At 66.7% G+C, this 15,004-nt stretch carries 11 protein-coding genes and 1 pseudogene; 1 reads left to right on the top strand and 11 read right to left on the bottom strand.

Annotated elements, in window-relative coordinates:
• Positions 1-263 (top strand): annotated as a pseudogene (locus GM672_RS28325) (DEAD/DEAH box helicase); the annotation flags it as partial.
• Between the two features lie 127 nt (positions 264-390).
• On the opposite strand, the gene GM672_RS11720 reads toward GM672_RS28325, so the two are convergent.
• The 11 genes from GM672_RS11720 to GM672_RS11670 all read right to left on the bottom strand — a co-directional run bounded on the left by GM672_RS11720 (position 391) and on the right by GM672_RS11670 (position 14,995).
• The gene (locus tag GM672_RS11720) at positions 391-2,298 is read right to left on the bottom strand and encodes a hypothetical protein (RefSeq protein ID WP_155470708.1); all 1,908 of its coding nucleotides are present in this window, start codon (positions 2,296-2,298) and stop codon (positions 391-393) included.
• A gap of 31 nt (positions 2,299-2,329) precedes the next feature.
• A complete protein-coding gene (locus GM672_RS11715) occupies positions 2,330-4,249 on the bottom strand; it encodes a hypothetical protein (protein WP_155470707.1) in 1,920 nt (639 codons plus the stop codon).
• 13 nt (positions 4,250-4,262) lie between these two features.
• Complete coding sequence (locus GM672_RS11710; protein ID WP_155470706.1) at positions 4,263-4,613, bottom strand: SMR family transporter; 351 nt, start codon at positions 4,611-4,613, stop codon at positions 4,263-4,265.
• 8 nt (positions 4,614-4,621) lie between these two features.
• A complete protein-coding gene (locus GM672_RS11705; protein ID WP_155470705.1) occupies positions 4,622-6,067 on the bottom strand; it encodes a UbiA family prenyltransferase in 1,446 nt (481 codons plus the stop codon).
• A gap of 62 nt (positions 6,068-6,129) precedes the next feature.
• Complete coding sequence (locus GM672_RS11700) at positions 6,130-9,270, bottom strand: glycosyltransferase (protein ID WP_155470704.1); 3,141 nt, start codon at positions 9,268-9,270, stop codon at positions 6,130-6,132.
• Positions 9,271-9,275: 5 nt separating this feature from the next.
• Positions 9,276-10,607, bottom strand: coding sequence for an FkbM family methyltransferase (locus tag GM672_RS11695; protein WP_155470703.1), 1,332 nt, complete (start codon positions 10,605-10,607; stop codon positions 9,276-9,278).
• Entirely contained in the window at positions 10,604-11,653 is a 1,050-nt protein-coding gene (locus GM672_RS11690) for an FkbM family methyltransferase (RefSeq protein ID WP_155470702.1), read from the bottom strand. Before GM672_RS11690 ends, GM672_RS11695 begins: the two co-directional genes overlap by 4 nt.
• Before the next feature lie 12 nt (positions 11,654-11,665).
• On the bottom strand, positions 11,666-12,943 hold the full coding sequence (locus GM672_RS11685; RefSeq protein ID WP_155470701.1) for an ABC transporter ATP-binding protein: 1,278 nt from the start codon (positions 12,941-12,943) through the stop codon (positions 11,666-11,668).
• Entirely contained in the window at positions 12,940-13,740 is an 801-nt protein-coding gene (locus GM672_RS11680) for an ABC transporter permease (RefSeq protein WP_155470700.1), read from the bottom strand. The genes GM672_RS11685 and GM672_RS11680 overlap by 4 nt, the downstream gene beginning before the upstream one ends.
• Before the next feature lie 166 nt (positions 13,741-13,906).
• Positions 13,907-14,641 carry a Crp/Fnr family transcriptional regulator gene (locus GM672_RS11675; RefSeq protein ID WP_155470699.1) on the bottom strand — a complete coding sequence of 245 codons (735 nt, stop codon included), beginning with the start codon at positions 14,639-14,641 and terminating at the stop codon, positions 13,907-13,909.
• Positions 14,642-14,674: 33 nt separating this feature from the next.
• Entirely contained in the window at positions 14,675-14,995 is a 321-nt protein-coding gene (locus GM672_RS11670) for a VanZ family protein (RefSeq protein WP_229417689.1), read from the bottom strand.
• Between the last annotated feature and the right edge of the window lie 9 nt (positions 14,996-15,004).

Here is a 15,004-nt window from a genome sequence, read left to right as displayed (position 1 = left end):
GCGAGCGCAGCTTCGGCGGCGACCGCGCCGCCAGCACGGAACGGGGCCCGCGCAGCGAGCGTCCACCGGAGCGCAGTGGCGAGCGGGAACGCTACGGCCGCCCCGGCGTGCCGCGCCGCGACAAGGTCGATCCGTGGTTCCTGAAACCGTACGAGCCGACCCGCGCCGCCAGCACGGCCCCGGCCGCGACGTCGTCGTCGACGACGCCGGCCAAGCCGAAACAGAAAATCGCCGCGCTGCTGGGCGGGCTGCCGAAGAATTGAGCCTGACCGGAAGGACGATCCGGCAAAGGGTGGTCCTTCGAAAAAGAAAAGGCGCTGTCACTGACAGCGCCTTTTTTTTAAGGCCACGTTCGCGCAGGGGCGCTGGCGCCCCGTCGCCGCGGCGTCCTTACAGCACCGCGATGGTCTGCAGGAACAGGCCGAATTTGCGCTGGTCCGGCTCGCTGGCAGGCGGGGCGAACGGTTTGTGCTCCAGTTCCACGGTGATGGCGCCGGTCGATGCCGGAATCTCGAACGGCAGCTTGCGCTCGTCGAGTTTCACCCAGCCATAATCCTTGCCGTTGACGACCACGCGGGTCTCGTGCTCCGCCTTCTCATGGTAGAAGCCCGTGATGAACAGGCGACGCGGCTGCATGCCCGCCTCCAGCGGAATGCGGATGGACGACAGGCGCGACACGCTCCACGTACCCGTCCACTGCAATGCGCCGAATTGCGGCGGGCTCCAGCCGTCGGCCAGGACGCCGCCCGGCCCGAACTGCGCCGCGTTGAAACGCATCTGGCGGTAGCCGGGCACTTTCTTGCAGAGGATCTGGCCATTGATGAAGCGCCAGTTCTGCGTCGTCGCCGTGACCGAATTGTCTTCCCGCAGCAGGCGGCCTTCGCCGCACAGGCGTTCGTCCAGGCGCTGGTTGCTCAGGTTGTACATGGTCTTGCGCACCTGGTTGTCGTCGATGTACTGCAAGATGTCATCCGTACCCACATTCAGTTCCTTCTGCAAGGTGCGCTCGTAGAAGATTTCCGGGTCCGGATTGTAATAGGCCGGTACCGTGCGCATCACCAGCCGCGCCAGCGGCGAGAACTTGGTATAGGGATAACTGACCATGTGCAGCGTGGCCAGCGCCTGCACCAGCAGCATTGCCACTACCAGCTTCGTGCTGACCGTCGGCTGTTCGCGCAGCTGCCACAGCAGTACGAACAGCAGCGGCATCGCACCCCAGAACGAGTAGCGCATCACGCCGGATGCACCGGAATTCCAGTTGGTGACGATGATGGCTGGCAAGGTCATGCCGACGATGACCAGGATGGCGCACAGCAGCAGGATGCGCCCGCGCGTGGCGCGCCGGTCCATTGCCAGCCATGCGATGAGCGCGGCGACACCGGGAATGGCGAGGATCATGCCCTGGCTCAGGTCCAGGAACACGGAGTGGAAGCGCGTCCATGTTGCCAGCTCGGGCAGCGTGTAGCCGACGGCGATGATGCTGGGTACGCCGAACGCATACAGGTTGAACAGGGGATTGGTGGCGAACAGCGCCGTGCCTGCGGCCAGGCCGCCCACGACTGGCGCATGCCAGACATGATTCCACGCATCCGCCATGCCCATGCCGGGCCGCCAGTGGCGGCACAGCACGATAACGGGCAGCATCGCCAGCACCAGGACGATGGTCGGGTTCTGCGTGGCGGCCAGCCCGATCAGGGCGCCGCCGGCCAGCGGGGCGCTGCTGGCGCACAGCAACAGGCCTGCCAGCAGCGCGGACGCGCTGACCGACTCGGGGCTGCTCCAGTTGGCATAAGCGAGCCCGCCGCACAGGACGTACAAGGCCAGCGCGCCCAGCGCATGGTGGCCATTGCCGAAGAAGCGCCGCAGCGACATGCCCAGCACGAACAGCAGTGCCGCATTGACGAACTGGTAGCATTTCATCGGCGCGATGCCGAGCGCGCCAAGCACCTTGTAGGGTAGGGCCGCCAGTGCCGAATACGCAAAGAAGTGGATGGCCTGCACATTGCCGTGCAAATCCATATGGAAGCCGGGGCGGGGCACTTCCTTGGCCTTGGCGATGCCTTCTTCCAGGTCCGTATAGGCATAGCCCATTTCCGGCACGACGCGCAGCGCTTCGGCGATGTCGGTGTCGCGGATTTCAGGCGTGCCATGGTTGGCGATGGCGATCGTCATCAGCGAGTATTCGGCGATGTCGCCGCTCAGCTGGTAGCGCACGAGACAGGTGCCCAGCAGCAGTACTGCCGCGAGCGTGCAGGCAAACGCGCGTGTGCTGTCCAGCGACAGGCGCAGTGTTTTCATTACAAAAGTAGCCAGAGGGCCTCCAAAAAAATCAGAACAGGCGAACCTTGTTCAGGAACAGGCTCAGTGCGCGGGCGTCGTCGGCGCCGGCCTTGCGCGGTGCTTCGTGGGTCAGCGTGATCGTCAGCGTGGGTGCCATGGCCACGTCGGTCAAGGCGATGGCCTGGCCCGCAGCCAGGTCGAAGGTGCCGAGATCCTTGCCGTTGACGGCGACGCGGGTGCGGCGGTTGCCGTCGAAATACTGGCCGTGCAGCGTCATCGATGTGGGGCGGTGCCCTGCTGCCAGCGTGATTTCGATGGCGGAAGTGGCACCATCCGACCAGGCGCCCGTCCAGTTGCCGCCGCCCGTTTCGATGCGACCCCAGCCACCGGCCAGGCGCAGCGCCGTGCCCTGGTGGACTGATTCCAGCAGCACGCCGCTCAGGTCGGCCGACTTGCAGCGCAAGGGTCCGTTGAGGTAGCGCCAGTCGCGATAGGTGGCCGCCGTGCCCACCTCGCCGCCGAACCGGCCGCCGGGGCCGCACAGGGCATCGTGCACGCCCGTATTGGCGGTGTTGTACAGCGCCTTCACGACGACGCCATCGTGGGTGTACGTGTAGACCCGCGACATGTCGATGTAGTCATCCTTGTGCTCGGCGCGTTCGGCGAAAATTTCCGGTTCCGGGTTGACCAGCCCCGGGGCGACGGCGAACAGGGCCCGGGTCAAAGGACTGAACTGGGTGTAGTGGTAGCTCAGGGCGTGCACCATGCACAGCGCCTGGGCGGCGGCGAGCAGCGCCAGGCACGCGCGCGGCCATGGATCGCGCAGGCCGGCCAGCAGCGCGAACAGCAATGGCATCGCGCACCAGAAGCCGTAGCGCATCACGCCGGTGGCGCCGGAGTTCCAGTTGTTGATCGACAGCGCCGGCACGGCCAGGCACAGCACGAACAGCGCGCACGCGGCCAGCACCCCGGCGTGCCGGGCGCGTACGGCGCGCTCGCGCCGCCACAGCCCCGCCGCCAGTGCCGCCACCAAGGCCGGAACGGCGATGATCATGCCCTGGTTCAGATCGAAGAAGAACGAGTGCAGGCGTGTCAGGCCGATGAGCTCCGGGGTCGTAAAGCGCTTCGCGATGATATTGGGTACGCCGAAGGCCCACAGGTTGAACAGCGGCGCCAGCGCGGCCACGGCGATGCCGGCGCCGATGGCCAGCACGACACGGCGTTGCAGCGCCGGCGCGACTGCGTCCCGCCAGCTGCCGCCCTGGCGCGCGTGCATGCAGCACAGCAGCAGCGGCGCGAAGGCGAAGAAAAACACGGTCGTGGGATTCTGCAGTGCGGCGATGCCGGCCAGCAGCGCGCCCCGGACCGGCGCACCGTGGGTGAAGTACAGCAGGCCGGCCAGCAGCGCGGCAGCCGTCACGCATTCCGGACTGCTCCAGTTCCAGTACAGCGCGCCGCCGCACAGGAAGAAAAGCCCGACGCCGGCCAGCGTCCTGGGCAGTGAACCGAAGGCGCGATGCAGCGCCGCGCCCAGGACCAGCACGAATGCGAGGTTAAGAATCTGGAAGCACTTCAGCGGCGGCAGGCCCAGCCACTGCAGTGCCTTGTACGGGATCGTGGCAAGCAGCGGGTAGCCGAAGAAGTGCACGGCATAGACGGTATCGTCACGGCCGCGCGTGTAGGCCGCATACAGCTCGGCGGCCGGATCGCGCAGGCCCGGCTCGAGCAGGTCGTACGGCGCCGCCATCTCCGGCAGCATCTCGCGCGCCATCGCCAGGTCGGCAACGCGCAGGTCCGGCGTGCCGTGATTGGCCAGCGCCAGCGTGGTCAGGATGTATTCGTTGGCATCACCGTAATGCTGCGGCCGGAAGGCGGTGGGCAGCAGGGCCAGCAGCAACGCCAGCACGAGCAGCACGCGTGCCGCGCCCTGGCGCACGATGGCTGGGCGCATCGTCGATAAAGTTGTCAAGCAAGTCTCCGGCTTACCGTGTGATCAGGAAGGCGCCCGCGCCCAGCAGCAGCAGGCCGAGGCACTTCGACAGGCCCAGCGTCTCCTGCCAGACGAGGTAGCCGAGCAGTGCCACGACGGCAGTCGTGACGGCCGTCATCAGCGGATAGGCCAGCGACATCTGCAAGCGTTGCAGCGCCAGCGAGTAGAACACGAATCCGAGCCCGTAACTGGCGCAGGCGGCGCCGAGCCAGAGCAGCCGCACCATCGTCCAGCCCGCGTTGGCCAAGGTGCTTTGCTTGATCAGGAACGTGGCCAGCGCACTGGCGAAGGCGGCCGCCACGCACCAGGCGTAACCGGTAGCTGGGGAGGAAAGGGAACCCATCGCGCCGCCTACCAGCTTGCCGCGCCGGCGATCGCCGCGCACAGGCCGATGATCAGGAGGCTCGTCTTGTCCTTGCTGACGTACAGCACGGGATCTTCATTGACGAGGCCGCGATATGCCAGCAGCCACAGACGGCCCAGCCAGAACACCAGCAAGGGCACGATGCCCATCAGCAGGTAGGGGCGGCCGTACATCTGCAGCACCGTTTCGGAATTGAAGTAGAGCATGAAGATCAGCACGGACAGGAAGCCGCACGCGACCCCCATCGTTCCGACGGGCACCTTGTCGGCCGTCGTATAGCCGCGCCCGCTTGTCTTGTCCTTGCCCTGCTTGTGCAGGTTGAACAATTCGCTGTAGCGCTTCAGCAGCGCCAGGCTGAGGAAGATGAAGAACGAGAATGCCAGCAGCCAGAACGACGGCGTGATGTGCGTGGCGGCACTGCCGCCCAGGATGCGCAGCGTGTAGAGCATCGACAGCGTCACGATATCGATCATCAAGAGCCGCTTCAGGTACAGGGAATAGCACACCGTGGTGACGAAGTAGAAGCTCAGGGTCAGCAGCAGCAGCGGGTCGAACAGGGCGCTCAGCGCGATGGCCACCAGCGCCAGCAGCGGGCTCGTGAGCAGCGCCAGCGGCAGCGGCAGCAAGCCGGCCGCGATGGGACGCTTGCACTTGGTGGGATGGCGGCGATCGTCGCCCGCATCGAGCGCGTCGTTGAGCAGGTAGGCGCTGGAGGCGCACAGCGAGAACGCGACAAAGGCCACCAGCGACTGCGTCAGCGTCGTCAGGCCGAACGCATGGCCCGTCAGCATCGGCACGAACACGAGCATGTTCTTCAGCCACTGCCGTGGGCGCATGCCCTTGAGGAGGTAGCGCGCGGCGCCGGGACGGTGGCTGCCCAGCTGGCTGGTGCTGCGCCCGTCCGGCAGGCGAAACGGCTTGTGCGTGACGGAGTAGGCACCATGCGAGGCATGCCAGACAGGAATGTCGACACGGGAATTGCCGACATAGTCGAAATTGCGGTCGCCATACAGGCTGTTCAGGTGGGTGGCTTTGTGCCGGCCCGTCAGGTTGATGCCGTCACCGGTCGCGGCAACGAGGTCGAAGAGTTGCAGGTGTTCGGCGATCTGCTCGGCCAGTCGCCGTTGCGAACCGGTGGCGAGGACGATCGTGCGCCCCAGCGCCCGCTGGGCGCGGATTTCCTTCAGCAGGTGCTGGTCGTACGGCAGCGTGGACGGATCGAACGCCACCGCCTGCGCCAGGCGTTCCTTGAACGCCGCCTTGCCGCCGAGGAGCCAGAACGGCAGGCGCCATGCCTGCCAGAAGTGCTGCTTGAGAAACAGCAGCAGGGATTCCCACAGGAGGTCGGAATAGATCAGCGTGCCGTCCAGGTCGATGACTAGGGGACGCATGGTGCCGTCGGTACGCTGGGACAAGACGTCGGATGAATACATTGCGAAATTTTGGATGAGGCCGCGAACACGGCCTGATTAATTGCAGAATGATAACACGGTTATCACGGCGTCTCTTCTGAAAATATTACACTGCGGTAAGGTCGTTCCCCGGCCAGCGCCGCCTTGAACTGGCAGGCGCTGTCGCGCCATGTCAGCCACGGCATGCCCGTCGATTGCGGTGCTGCACCTTCGCTCGACAGTTTCAGCCAGGCCGCGATGGCGTCGGCCAGCGCAGCGCCGCTGTCGCCGTCGAAGTAGTGGGCATGGACGCCAGCCACTTCACGGAACACGGGCAGGGCGCGCGCGATGATCGGGATGCCTTTTTGCCCCGCTTCGATCAGCGGCAGGCCGAAGCCTTCGCCTTCCGACGCGGCCAGCAGGCAGGCAGCCGATTGGTACAGCTTCAACAGCATCTCGTCCGATACGCCCTGCAGCCAGAACAGCCGCTTGCCCGCTTCCGGATGCTGCGTCATCCGCTCGGCCAGGTCGTCCACCATCCAGCCCTTCTTGCCGACGATGATCAGGTTGACGTCATGGCCGGTGCGCCACAGTTCGTCGAAGGCGTCGACCACCTGGCGGTGGCCCTTGCGCGGCTCGAGCGTGCCGACCATCAGGAAGCCGGGGCGCGTCGACAGCGTCTCGAGCAGTGTCGTCGCATCCAGGGGCAGCCCGGCCGTGGGCGTGCTGGCCTCGATGTCGGCACCGAGGTGGAAATAGCTCAGTGCCAGCGGCGCCAGCCGGGCCGGCGGATGGGCGTCGAACCACGTTGCCATCTCGTCGGCCACGGCGCGGGAAATGGCGATCAGGCCGTCCGACACGGTGGCGATCGTATCGAGCCAGTCGGCAAATACCTGGTCCGAATTGAACGGGAAGAATTCCGGACGCAGCACCGGCAGCAGGTCGTAGACGACGAAATACACGTGGGCACCACGGTTTCGGTATCCCTGCAGCAGGGCGCGGTTCTGCGTGATGCCGTGCATCATCAAGTCCAGGCCCAGGAAGATGTCGCCTGCACCCAGTTCGATGGGCGCATCGTCCAGGCCATGGACGGGCGACTTCAGGCCGCGCTGGAGCCACGCGCGGGCGTAGCGGTAAGGTTGGCCGTTGCCCGGGCTGTAGACGGGTTCGGCGATGAACCCGGCCGGCGGCTCGGCCAGCAGCGCCTGCAGGATGCTGCGCACGACACGCTGGATGCCGGTGCGTAAGTCCGTCTGCACCATCGCCGAGACGTCGACCAGCAGCTGGCGCGGGCCGCGTGCCGGCTGGTTCGCCGCCAGCGCGCGGGCGCAGCGCAGCAGGTCATCCTGCAGCGGCTGGCCAGCCGGCGGCATGACGGCCTGCAAAGCCTGCACCTGCCGCCGGTAATGCAGCAGGGGGTTGTCCTGCGCCAGGCGTTGCAAGGTGGCGTGATACTGCGCGCCCACCTGCTGCGGGCAGTGATGCAGTGCGATATAGGCCGCCGCCGCCTGGCCCAGGTGGGCCCGCAGCGGCAGGTTGTGGTACAGGTCGACGAGGGCGACGGACAGGTCGGCCGTGGCGAAGTCGTCGTCCAGCTTGACGAGCATGTCGTCAGGCAGTTCCGCCATCGCGCCATGGGCATTGATAATCGTCGGCACGCCGTGCAACAGGCAATCGAGCACCGCCGCCGACGTTTCGCCGCGCGTGTTGCTGCGCAGCTGGACGGCGACGTCGCATGCCACCAGGTAGGTCTGGTAGTCGGCGGGCGTGACGAAGCCCGTGACGGCGATGCGTTCGCCGGCGCGGGCCGGCGCCAGCCTGGCGCGCAGGTCGGCTGCATAGGCATCGGTCCCCAGGTCGCCGACGAACACCAGGCGCGCGTGGGATTCGTCCGCCAGGGACGAATCGAGCCAAGCGTCCAGCAGCCGGTGGTTCAGCTTGGTCGGACCCAGCAGGCCGAACGAGCAGACGAGGAAATCGCTTGGCGCCAGGTTCAGTTTCGCGCGCGCCGCTTCGCGCAGTGCCGCGCGGTCGCCGCCGGGGTGGCCGCGCAACAGGGGCAGCGTGTGCCAGTTGGCGGCCCCGTCGGGACCGTACCACTGCTCGGCCAGCTGTTTCGGATACGCCGAGTGGACGATGACGCCGGTGGCCGCGTCCAGCACGGGCTTGTTGCACGGGTATTGCCACGCCACGGCACTGCCCTGGCGCTCCAGTTCGAACAGGGCGCCGAAGCCATGCGAGCGCAACAGTGCATCGCGCAGCGCATGCGGCACGTAGCCGGTATCCTCCATCCGGTGCAGGATGTTACCGAGGTAGAAATCATGGAGCACGACGACACCGGGATGCCGCTCCAGCAGCGCGAACATATGCTGGTGCATCGGCGAATTGCCGAAGTGGTAGAGGCGGTGCGGGTAGTCCTGCGCGTGCTCGTCGAAATACTGCACGGTGCGGATCGGCAGGTTGGCCTGCACCCACGGTGCGTCCACGGCCGGCTGGTCGAGTACGACGTCGATGTCGTAGTATCGCGCCAGCTCGGGCAGCAGCTCGGCGCTGTAGTCCGCGATGCCGGACTTTTCCGGCGGCAGGGGCGAGATGAAGGCCAGGCGCGGCTTGGCTGCCGGCGCCGGCGCCGGCATGCGGGCTGCCACGGCCGGCTGCACGCGTTCCCACAACGTTGCGGCGGCGGCGGGCAGCAGGGCGATGGTACTGTCCGGCAGCAGTGCCGCCAGTGCCACGCGGTCCGCTTCCGAGTCCACCAGCAGCAGGTCGGCTGCGCCCAGCGTTGCCAGCGCGGCCTCGCTGACGGCGCGCTTGGCCTTGTGCTGCAGTGCTGCCACGTCGCCAACGCGGATCGCGTTGGCGTGACGGTCGAAATGGGTACTGATGCCCTGCGCCAGGTACCGCACCGGCGCGGCGTGGTAGTCCAGCGCCAGGACCACGTCCGGGGTGCGGGCGGCCAGGGCGCCGGCGCGCAGCGCGTCGGCCGCCACGTTGAGCCAGTGCCCGTTCGTTGCCAGCGCTTCATCGGGCGTGGCAACGTCATAGACGAAGACGCGGGCAGCGGGCACCAGGGCCCCGAAGGCATGGCGCAGCTCGGCGATGCTGTCCTGGAAATGGCCGTTCAGGGCCAGCCAGATCTCGTGCGGGGCGGCGTCTTGCGCCAGCTGCAGGGCCAGGCCGCGCGCGGCTGCCCGTTGCACGGGCGTGCCGTGCTGGCAGGCCTGCAGGTCGATGATGATACGCATGGGTATTAGGACTCCGGGGGATGTTGACGCTGCGACAGGTCGGCGAAGGCGCGCCGCGCCGAGACCGGCAGGTCGCGCAAGTGCGGGGCAACATTGCCTTCGCGCGCCTCCTGCGCCACTTCGGGCGGACGGCGCTTCAAGCGCGCGACGAGCGACAGCACGCGGTGGTTCAGCGCGGGATAGCGGGCCAGCAGGGGAATCACGCGGCGGCGCAGGCCTTCGTTTTCGACCAGCCGGGTCACGACGCGACGTACCCGCTCGGCGGCGCGGGCGCGGACCCAGGCGCCCAGTTCCCCGGCATTGGCCGCGCGCAGCGGCTCGGTGATTTTCCACGAACGGCTCGTCAGCACTTCATTCAGGCGGTACTCGACGTCGACCGTGCGCAGGTTGGCGGCGGCCAGTTCGCGTTCCAGCAGCTCGGCATAGGCGCTCGTTTCGGCCAGCGCGCGGTCGCGGCTGATCACGGTGGCGTGCGCTTCGCGCAGGCGTTCGTCCAGTCCTTCGATCTGTTCCTGCGCGGCGGCCAGTTCTGCCCGTCCGGCATCAACCTGGCCGAGCGCGTTCTCGATCTGCACCAGCGCGTTCTCGTAGGCTTGCAGGGCATCGGCGTGCGCGGCCCGCGCGGCGGCGACCTGGGCCCGCTCATAGATGAGGTGATGGCTCTGGTACTCGTCGAACACATTCGGCTGCACGGTCAGTTCGGCCAGCAGTTCGGCGTGTTCGTCCGCCACGTAATAGCGGTTCAGGCCGTCGAACCACGCGAAGCGGTAACCGTGTGCCGTGACCAGGGGTTCCCATGTTTCGTGGTTCGTCACGCGGCTGTTCGGCAGCGTGGCCTCGATCACGAGGATCCACGGGCGATGGCGCGACAGGTCGAAGCCGCGCAGCACTTCGCCTTCGAAACCTTCCACGTCGATCTTCAGGAAGTGCACGTCGCCGCGCACGTGCTCGTCCCACACGCCGTTCAGCGTCCGCACGGGCACCGTCAGCTCGACCACGTCGAAGCCCTCGGCCCGGTGCGCGGCGGCCACGCCGGCATCGGGCGACGCCCAGCCGTTCACGGACGGCACGTCATACAGTTTCAGTTCGCCGTCGGCGGCCCCGGCTGCGATAGCCAGGTTGATGTCGCCCGGCCGGTCCTGCTCGAAGCGCTGGTGGAACGACGGCAGCGGCTCGATATTGATGCCGCGCCAGCCCGCGTCGTAGAACGCTTTCGTGACGGAGTGCTCGATCGGGTCGTTGGCGCCCACGTCCACGTAGAAGCCCTGCTTCACATGGCCGAGCGCGCGCCACAGCAGGATGTCTTCGCCATTTTGCGCGTAGGTGATGAACGTCATGCCGGCTCTCCCTGCGGCCGGAACAGCGAAGCCAGCGCCGTGCCGGCGGCGCTGTCGTATTGCCGTGCCAGGTACTCCGCATAGGATGGCTTGCCGTATACCAGCAGGGCGATCAGGCTCTGGGCCAGCAGGTCGCGCGGCACCAGGCCGGCACCGACGCGGAAGAACACGGCATCGCCCCAGCCCAGCCGGTCGCGCGACGTGCTGTCGGCCACGCCATGGTAGGGGTAGCGGCACAGCGAGCTGAAATCCATGAATGCAAAGCCGGCCGCGCGCAGCAGCGCCTCGATGTCGCTGAACAAGGCCTGGCCGGCGTAGATCGGCATGAACGACACTTCGCAGTGAATCACGTTGGTACGCTGCAGCACGTGCGGCGCATGCTGCAGCGCCGCCAGCTCGAAGCCCTGGATGTCCAGCTTCAGGAAGTCGACGGTGGCGCCGTCCGTCAGCACGTCGTCCAGCCGGCTCGTGGCCACGTCGACGGTACGCGCCACGCGCAGGTGGCTCAAGTCCACCAGCTCGTGGGTCAACGCTTCGTTCAGCGGCAGCAGCGACGACGTCGCATCGTCGTTATTGATATGGAAGGTGTGCCGGCCGCCGTCGCCGATAAACGTGGGGAACAGCCGCAGGCTGCCGTCCGGATGCTTGGCCAGGCTTGCCGCGATCTTGTCTTCCTGCGGCTCGAAGCCCGTTACCTGGCAAGGCACGCCGGCCGCCTGCAGCGGGGCGTAGACGTGCTGTTCGCCTTCCAGTTCCTGGGCGCCGATATCGACGATCGACAGCGGGCCCAGCAGCGGCGCGGCGGCGGCGGCCACGCAGGCGCGCACGCGCTCGCCGTCCCGCTCGCCGGTTACGATGGCGCGGTACTCGTCCGAGGCCAGGATCGCCTCCAGCAGCGCGCTGCCGGCGGTGCCGGCCTGCAGTTTCGCGGCCCAGTGTGCCAGTCCGGGGGCATCCGGTTCCCGGCCCAGGAAACCGCGGTACAGGCCGCGCACCAGCTCGGTGTGCGGATCGGGCAATGCTTGGGATGCGCTGTGTTCGGACATGGGCGAAAAAAGTTAATGTTTGCTGAGGCGCAGTTGCGGCGCCAGGTTGACAAGGCCGCTCCAGACGGGCGAATCGGGATTTTGCAGCACGGCGAAGCTGGTCACTTCGTGCAGGTAGTTCAGCACCTGGCGGAACGAGCCTTCGCCGTAGCCGCCGTCGCCGAGCCCGACGGTAATCGTGTATTCGTCCGGAAACAGGGCCAGCGGCATCGTGAACTGCGCCGTCAGCACGCTGCCGGCCGGCACGGGGCCCGGTGCCTGGCGCATGCAGTAGCTGTTCGTTTCGTACAGCACGGCGCCGAACCGGTTGCGGATCTTGAAGCCCACGTGCGGATCGTCGGCCGCCTGGTGCAGCAGGTAATCGATCTGCAGCGTGGCACGCTGGTCGGCCAGCAGGGCGTTGCGTTCGTTGCCGTGCTGGTCGATCAGGCGTACGCCCACGCAGTCCGCCAGCGGCGTGGTGATGCTGCCAGTCTTGCCCGCCAGGGCAGCCATGCCGGCCGGTACCGGGGCCGGTTCGCCATTCTGGACGGTGATGCCATCCGGTGCCTGGTCGAGCCTGCCAAGCAGTTCGGCCTGGTACAGGTCGAGTGCATCGGCCGGGGCACCGTCGAAGGCGACGCGGCCGTTGCGCAGGAAGATGCAGCGGTCGCAGATGTTGAGCACCGTGCCGGCGCTGTGGGATACGAACAGCAGCGTGGTGCCCGCCTTGGTGAAGCTCTCGATGCGGGCAAAGCACTTTTGTTGGAAGAACACATCGCCGACGGCGAGCGCTTCGTCGACGATCAGCACGTCCGGGCGCACGCAGGTGGCGACGGCGAAGGCCAGGCGCATCTGCATGCCGCTGGAATAGACCCGCACGGGCTGGTCGATGTAGTCGCCGATGTCGGCGAATTCGAGAATGCCGGGCAGCAGCGCGCGCACTTCGTCCACGCCCAGGCCCAGCAGCTGGCCGGCCACGAGCACGTTCTGGCGTCCCGTGAAGTCGGGCTGGAAGCCCAGGCCCAGTTCCAGCAGCGCGGCCACGCGGCCATGGGCCTGGACGAAGCCGGCGCTGGGCTGCGTGGTGCCCGTGATCAGTTTCAACAGCGTGCTCTTGCCGGCGCCGTTGACGCCGATCAGGCCCACCGATTCGCCCGGGGCGATATCGAAGCCGACATCCTGCAGCACCCAGTGCAGGCGGTGCAGCGGGCCGACGAATGGCAACATCCATTCGGCCAGGCGCGACCAGCGCGCGGGATACTGGCGATAGGCCTTGCCCAGCTGTTGGACGGTAATGCGGCCGTTCATAATTCGTCCACCATTTCACCGGCGCGGCGCCGGAACATGCGCAGCCCCAGCACGCACAGCAGCAGGGCGGCCACGGTGACCGGCAGCAGCGACGGCCAGTCGGGCGCCCGGGCATCGACCAGCACGGTCTGGTAGGCACCGATGACGGCGGCCATGGGGTTGTAGACGAGCAGGGCGCGGATGCCTTCGGGCAGGATCGACGTCGGATACACGACCGGCGTGAACCAGAACCAGAATTGCAGCACGATGGAAAACAGCTGGCCGACGTCGCGGAAGAACACGTTCAACAGGCCTACCAGCAGGCCCAGGCCGACGGCGAACAGCACCTGCACCAGCAGCACCGGCAGGATGGTGAAGAAGACCAGGCCGGGGAACGTGCCGGACAGGACGAGGAAGACGACGAACAGCCCGAAGATGATGGCGAAGTTCAGCAGCGCCGACAGCACGACGATGATCGGCAGGCAGATGCGGGGAAAGCTGATTTTCTTGATGAGGCTGGCGTTATCGAGGAACATCGTCTGCGCGCGCGCCAGGATCTCGGCAAACAGGCCCCACGTGAGAATGCCGGCACACAGGTAAATGCTGTAGGCGAAGGTCGACGCATTGCCGGGCAGCTTGCTGTGCATGACCTGGGCGAAGATGACGGTGTAGACGACGATCATCGCCAGCGGCTGCAACAGCGTCCACGCGGCGCCCAGCATCGCATTGCCATACTTTGCCTGGAACTCGCGGCGTACGCTGCCCATGATGAAGCCACGGTAGGCCCAGGCGGCGCCCAGCAGGGCGAACGCCCTCATGCTGCCGGCTGCCGCAGCCGGACCGGCGCGGTGGGAGTGGTTGCAAAGGTAATGGTCATGTGCGCTGTAGCGACGCCAGGTTGGGGGGCGCCGGATTGATGAGCGCAAAATTATACTCGATCGGGTTGTTGATCGGCTAAGTCGCGCAAGCGCGGGAGCGGCAGGCTCAGGCGCTGTCGCCGTGCACCAGCCGCTCCAGCGCGGCCCGATTGAGGATGACGAGGCGGTGCTGTTCCTTTTCGATGATGCCCTGTTGTGCCAGCGTCAGCAGCGCCCGGGTGACGGTCTCGCGGCTGGTATTGATCATGTTGGCAATGTCCTGGTGCGTGGGCAGGTTTTTCACGATGGAGATGCCGTCGGCATCGGTCTGCACCATCAGCAGCAGGTAGGTAAAGATCCGCTTGGTCGTATTGTTGATGGACAGCAAGGCACGGAATTCCGAATCGCGCTGGATTTTCTGCGCCAGGTGCTGCAGCATCTGGCGCGCCACCGACGGCGAGTGGGAGAACAGGTGCAGTGCCGTGGCGGCCGGCAGGAAGCCGACCAGTACCGGCGTCATCGCCACAACGGAGGCGGAGCGGGTGGAATTATTGATCAGGGCGATTTCGCCGAAGAAATCGCCTGGCGCCAGCATGCGCAGGCCGATCGCGCGGCCATCCTCGGTCACGTCGATCACCTGCAGCTGGCCAGTCAGCAGGAACAGCAGGCCGTCGCCGCTGCCACCCTTGTGCAGCACCACGTCGCGCTTGGCGTACGAGCGCACGCGCATATCGGCCTTGACGCGCACGATTTCCTCGTCCGTCAGGTTGGCCAGCAGGGGGATGTTGCGCAGGTGAATCTGCAATTCGCCCTTGCCGCGCGGTATGCTGGGAGAATCGGCTGGCGTGCTGCTCACTTTCATCGGCGCTCTCTTGATCGCAAGGCAAAAAATCTACTATGGCATGAAATGATGGGACAGTGCCCGGACCAGTATCGCCACGCCGATGCCGGCCAGGTTGGCGCCGATATCGCCCCACGAGAAACCGCGGTCGGGCACCAGCGCCTGCAGGCACTCGATCAGCCAGCCCGCCACGGCCAGGCCGGCCATCCATGCGGCGGCCGACACCGGCCCCGTGGCAAGGCCCAGTGCCAGCCACGCCAGCACGCCGAACGCGCCGGCGTGCATCAGTTTATCGTCAGGCAGGCGCGGCAGGCAGCGGTTGGGGACCAGGCACCCGGCGACAAGCGCGATGCCCAGCGTGATCAGACCCCACATTTCCAGCTT

Origin of the sequence: Pseudoduganella buxea (assembly GCF_009720835.1) — a bacterium.
Lineage (GTDB): Bacteria > Pseudomonadota > Gammaproteobacteria > Burkholderiales > Burkholderiaceae_D > Rugamonas > Rugamonas buxea.
This window is presented reverse-complemented; position numbering and strand designations above follow the sequence as displayed.

Excerpts from the sequence above, each read along its gene's own strand:
- GM672_RS11720 (WP_155470708.1), bottom strand. The coding sequence starts at position 2,298 with ATGAAAACACTGCGCCTGTCGCTGGACAGCACACGCGCGTTTGCCTGC.
- GM672_RS11710 (WP_155470706.1), bottom strand. The coding sequence starts at position 4,613 with ATGGGTTCCCTTTCCTCCCCAGCTACCGGTTACGCCTGGTGCGTGGCG.
- GM672_RS11705 (WP_155470705.1), bottom strand. The coding sequence starts at position 6,067 with ATGTATTCATCCGACGTCTTGTCCCAGCGTACCGACGGCACCATGCGT.
- GM672_RS11700 (WP_155470704.1), bottom strand. The coding sequence starts at position 9,270 with ATGCGTATCATCATCGACCTGCAGGCCTGCCAGCACGGCACGCCCGTG.
- GM672_RS11695 (WP_155470703.1), bottom strand. The coding sequence starts at position 10,607 with ATGACGTTCATCACCTACGCGCAAAATGGCGAAGACATCCTGCTGTGG.
- GM672_RS11690 (WP_155470702.1), bottom strand. The coding sequence starts at position 11,653 with ATGTCCGAACACAGCGCATCCCAAGCATTGCCCGATCCGCACACCGAG.
- GM672_RS11685 (WP_155470701.1), bottom strand. The coding sequence starts at position 12,943 with ATGAACGGCCGCATTACCGTCCAACAGCTGGGCAAGGCCTATCGCCAG.
- GM672_RS11680 (WP_155470700.1), bottom strand. The coding sequence starts at position 13,740 with ATGAGGGCGTTCGCCCTGCTGGGCGCCGCCTGGGCCTACCGTGGCTTC.
- GM672_RS11675 (WP_155470699.1), bottom strand. The coding sequence starts at position 14,641 with ATGAAAGTGAGCAGCACGCCAGCCGATTCTCCCAGCATACCGCGCGGC.
- GM672_RS11670 (WP_229417689.1), bottom strand. The coding sequence starts at position 14,995 with ATGTGGGGTCTGATCACGCTGGGCATCGCGCTTGTCGCCGGGTGCCTG.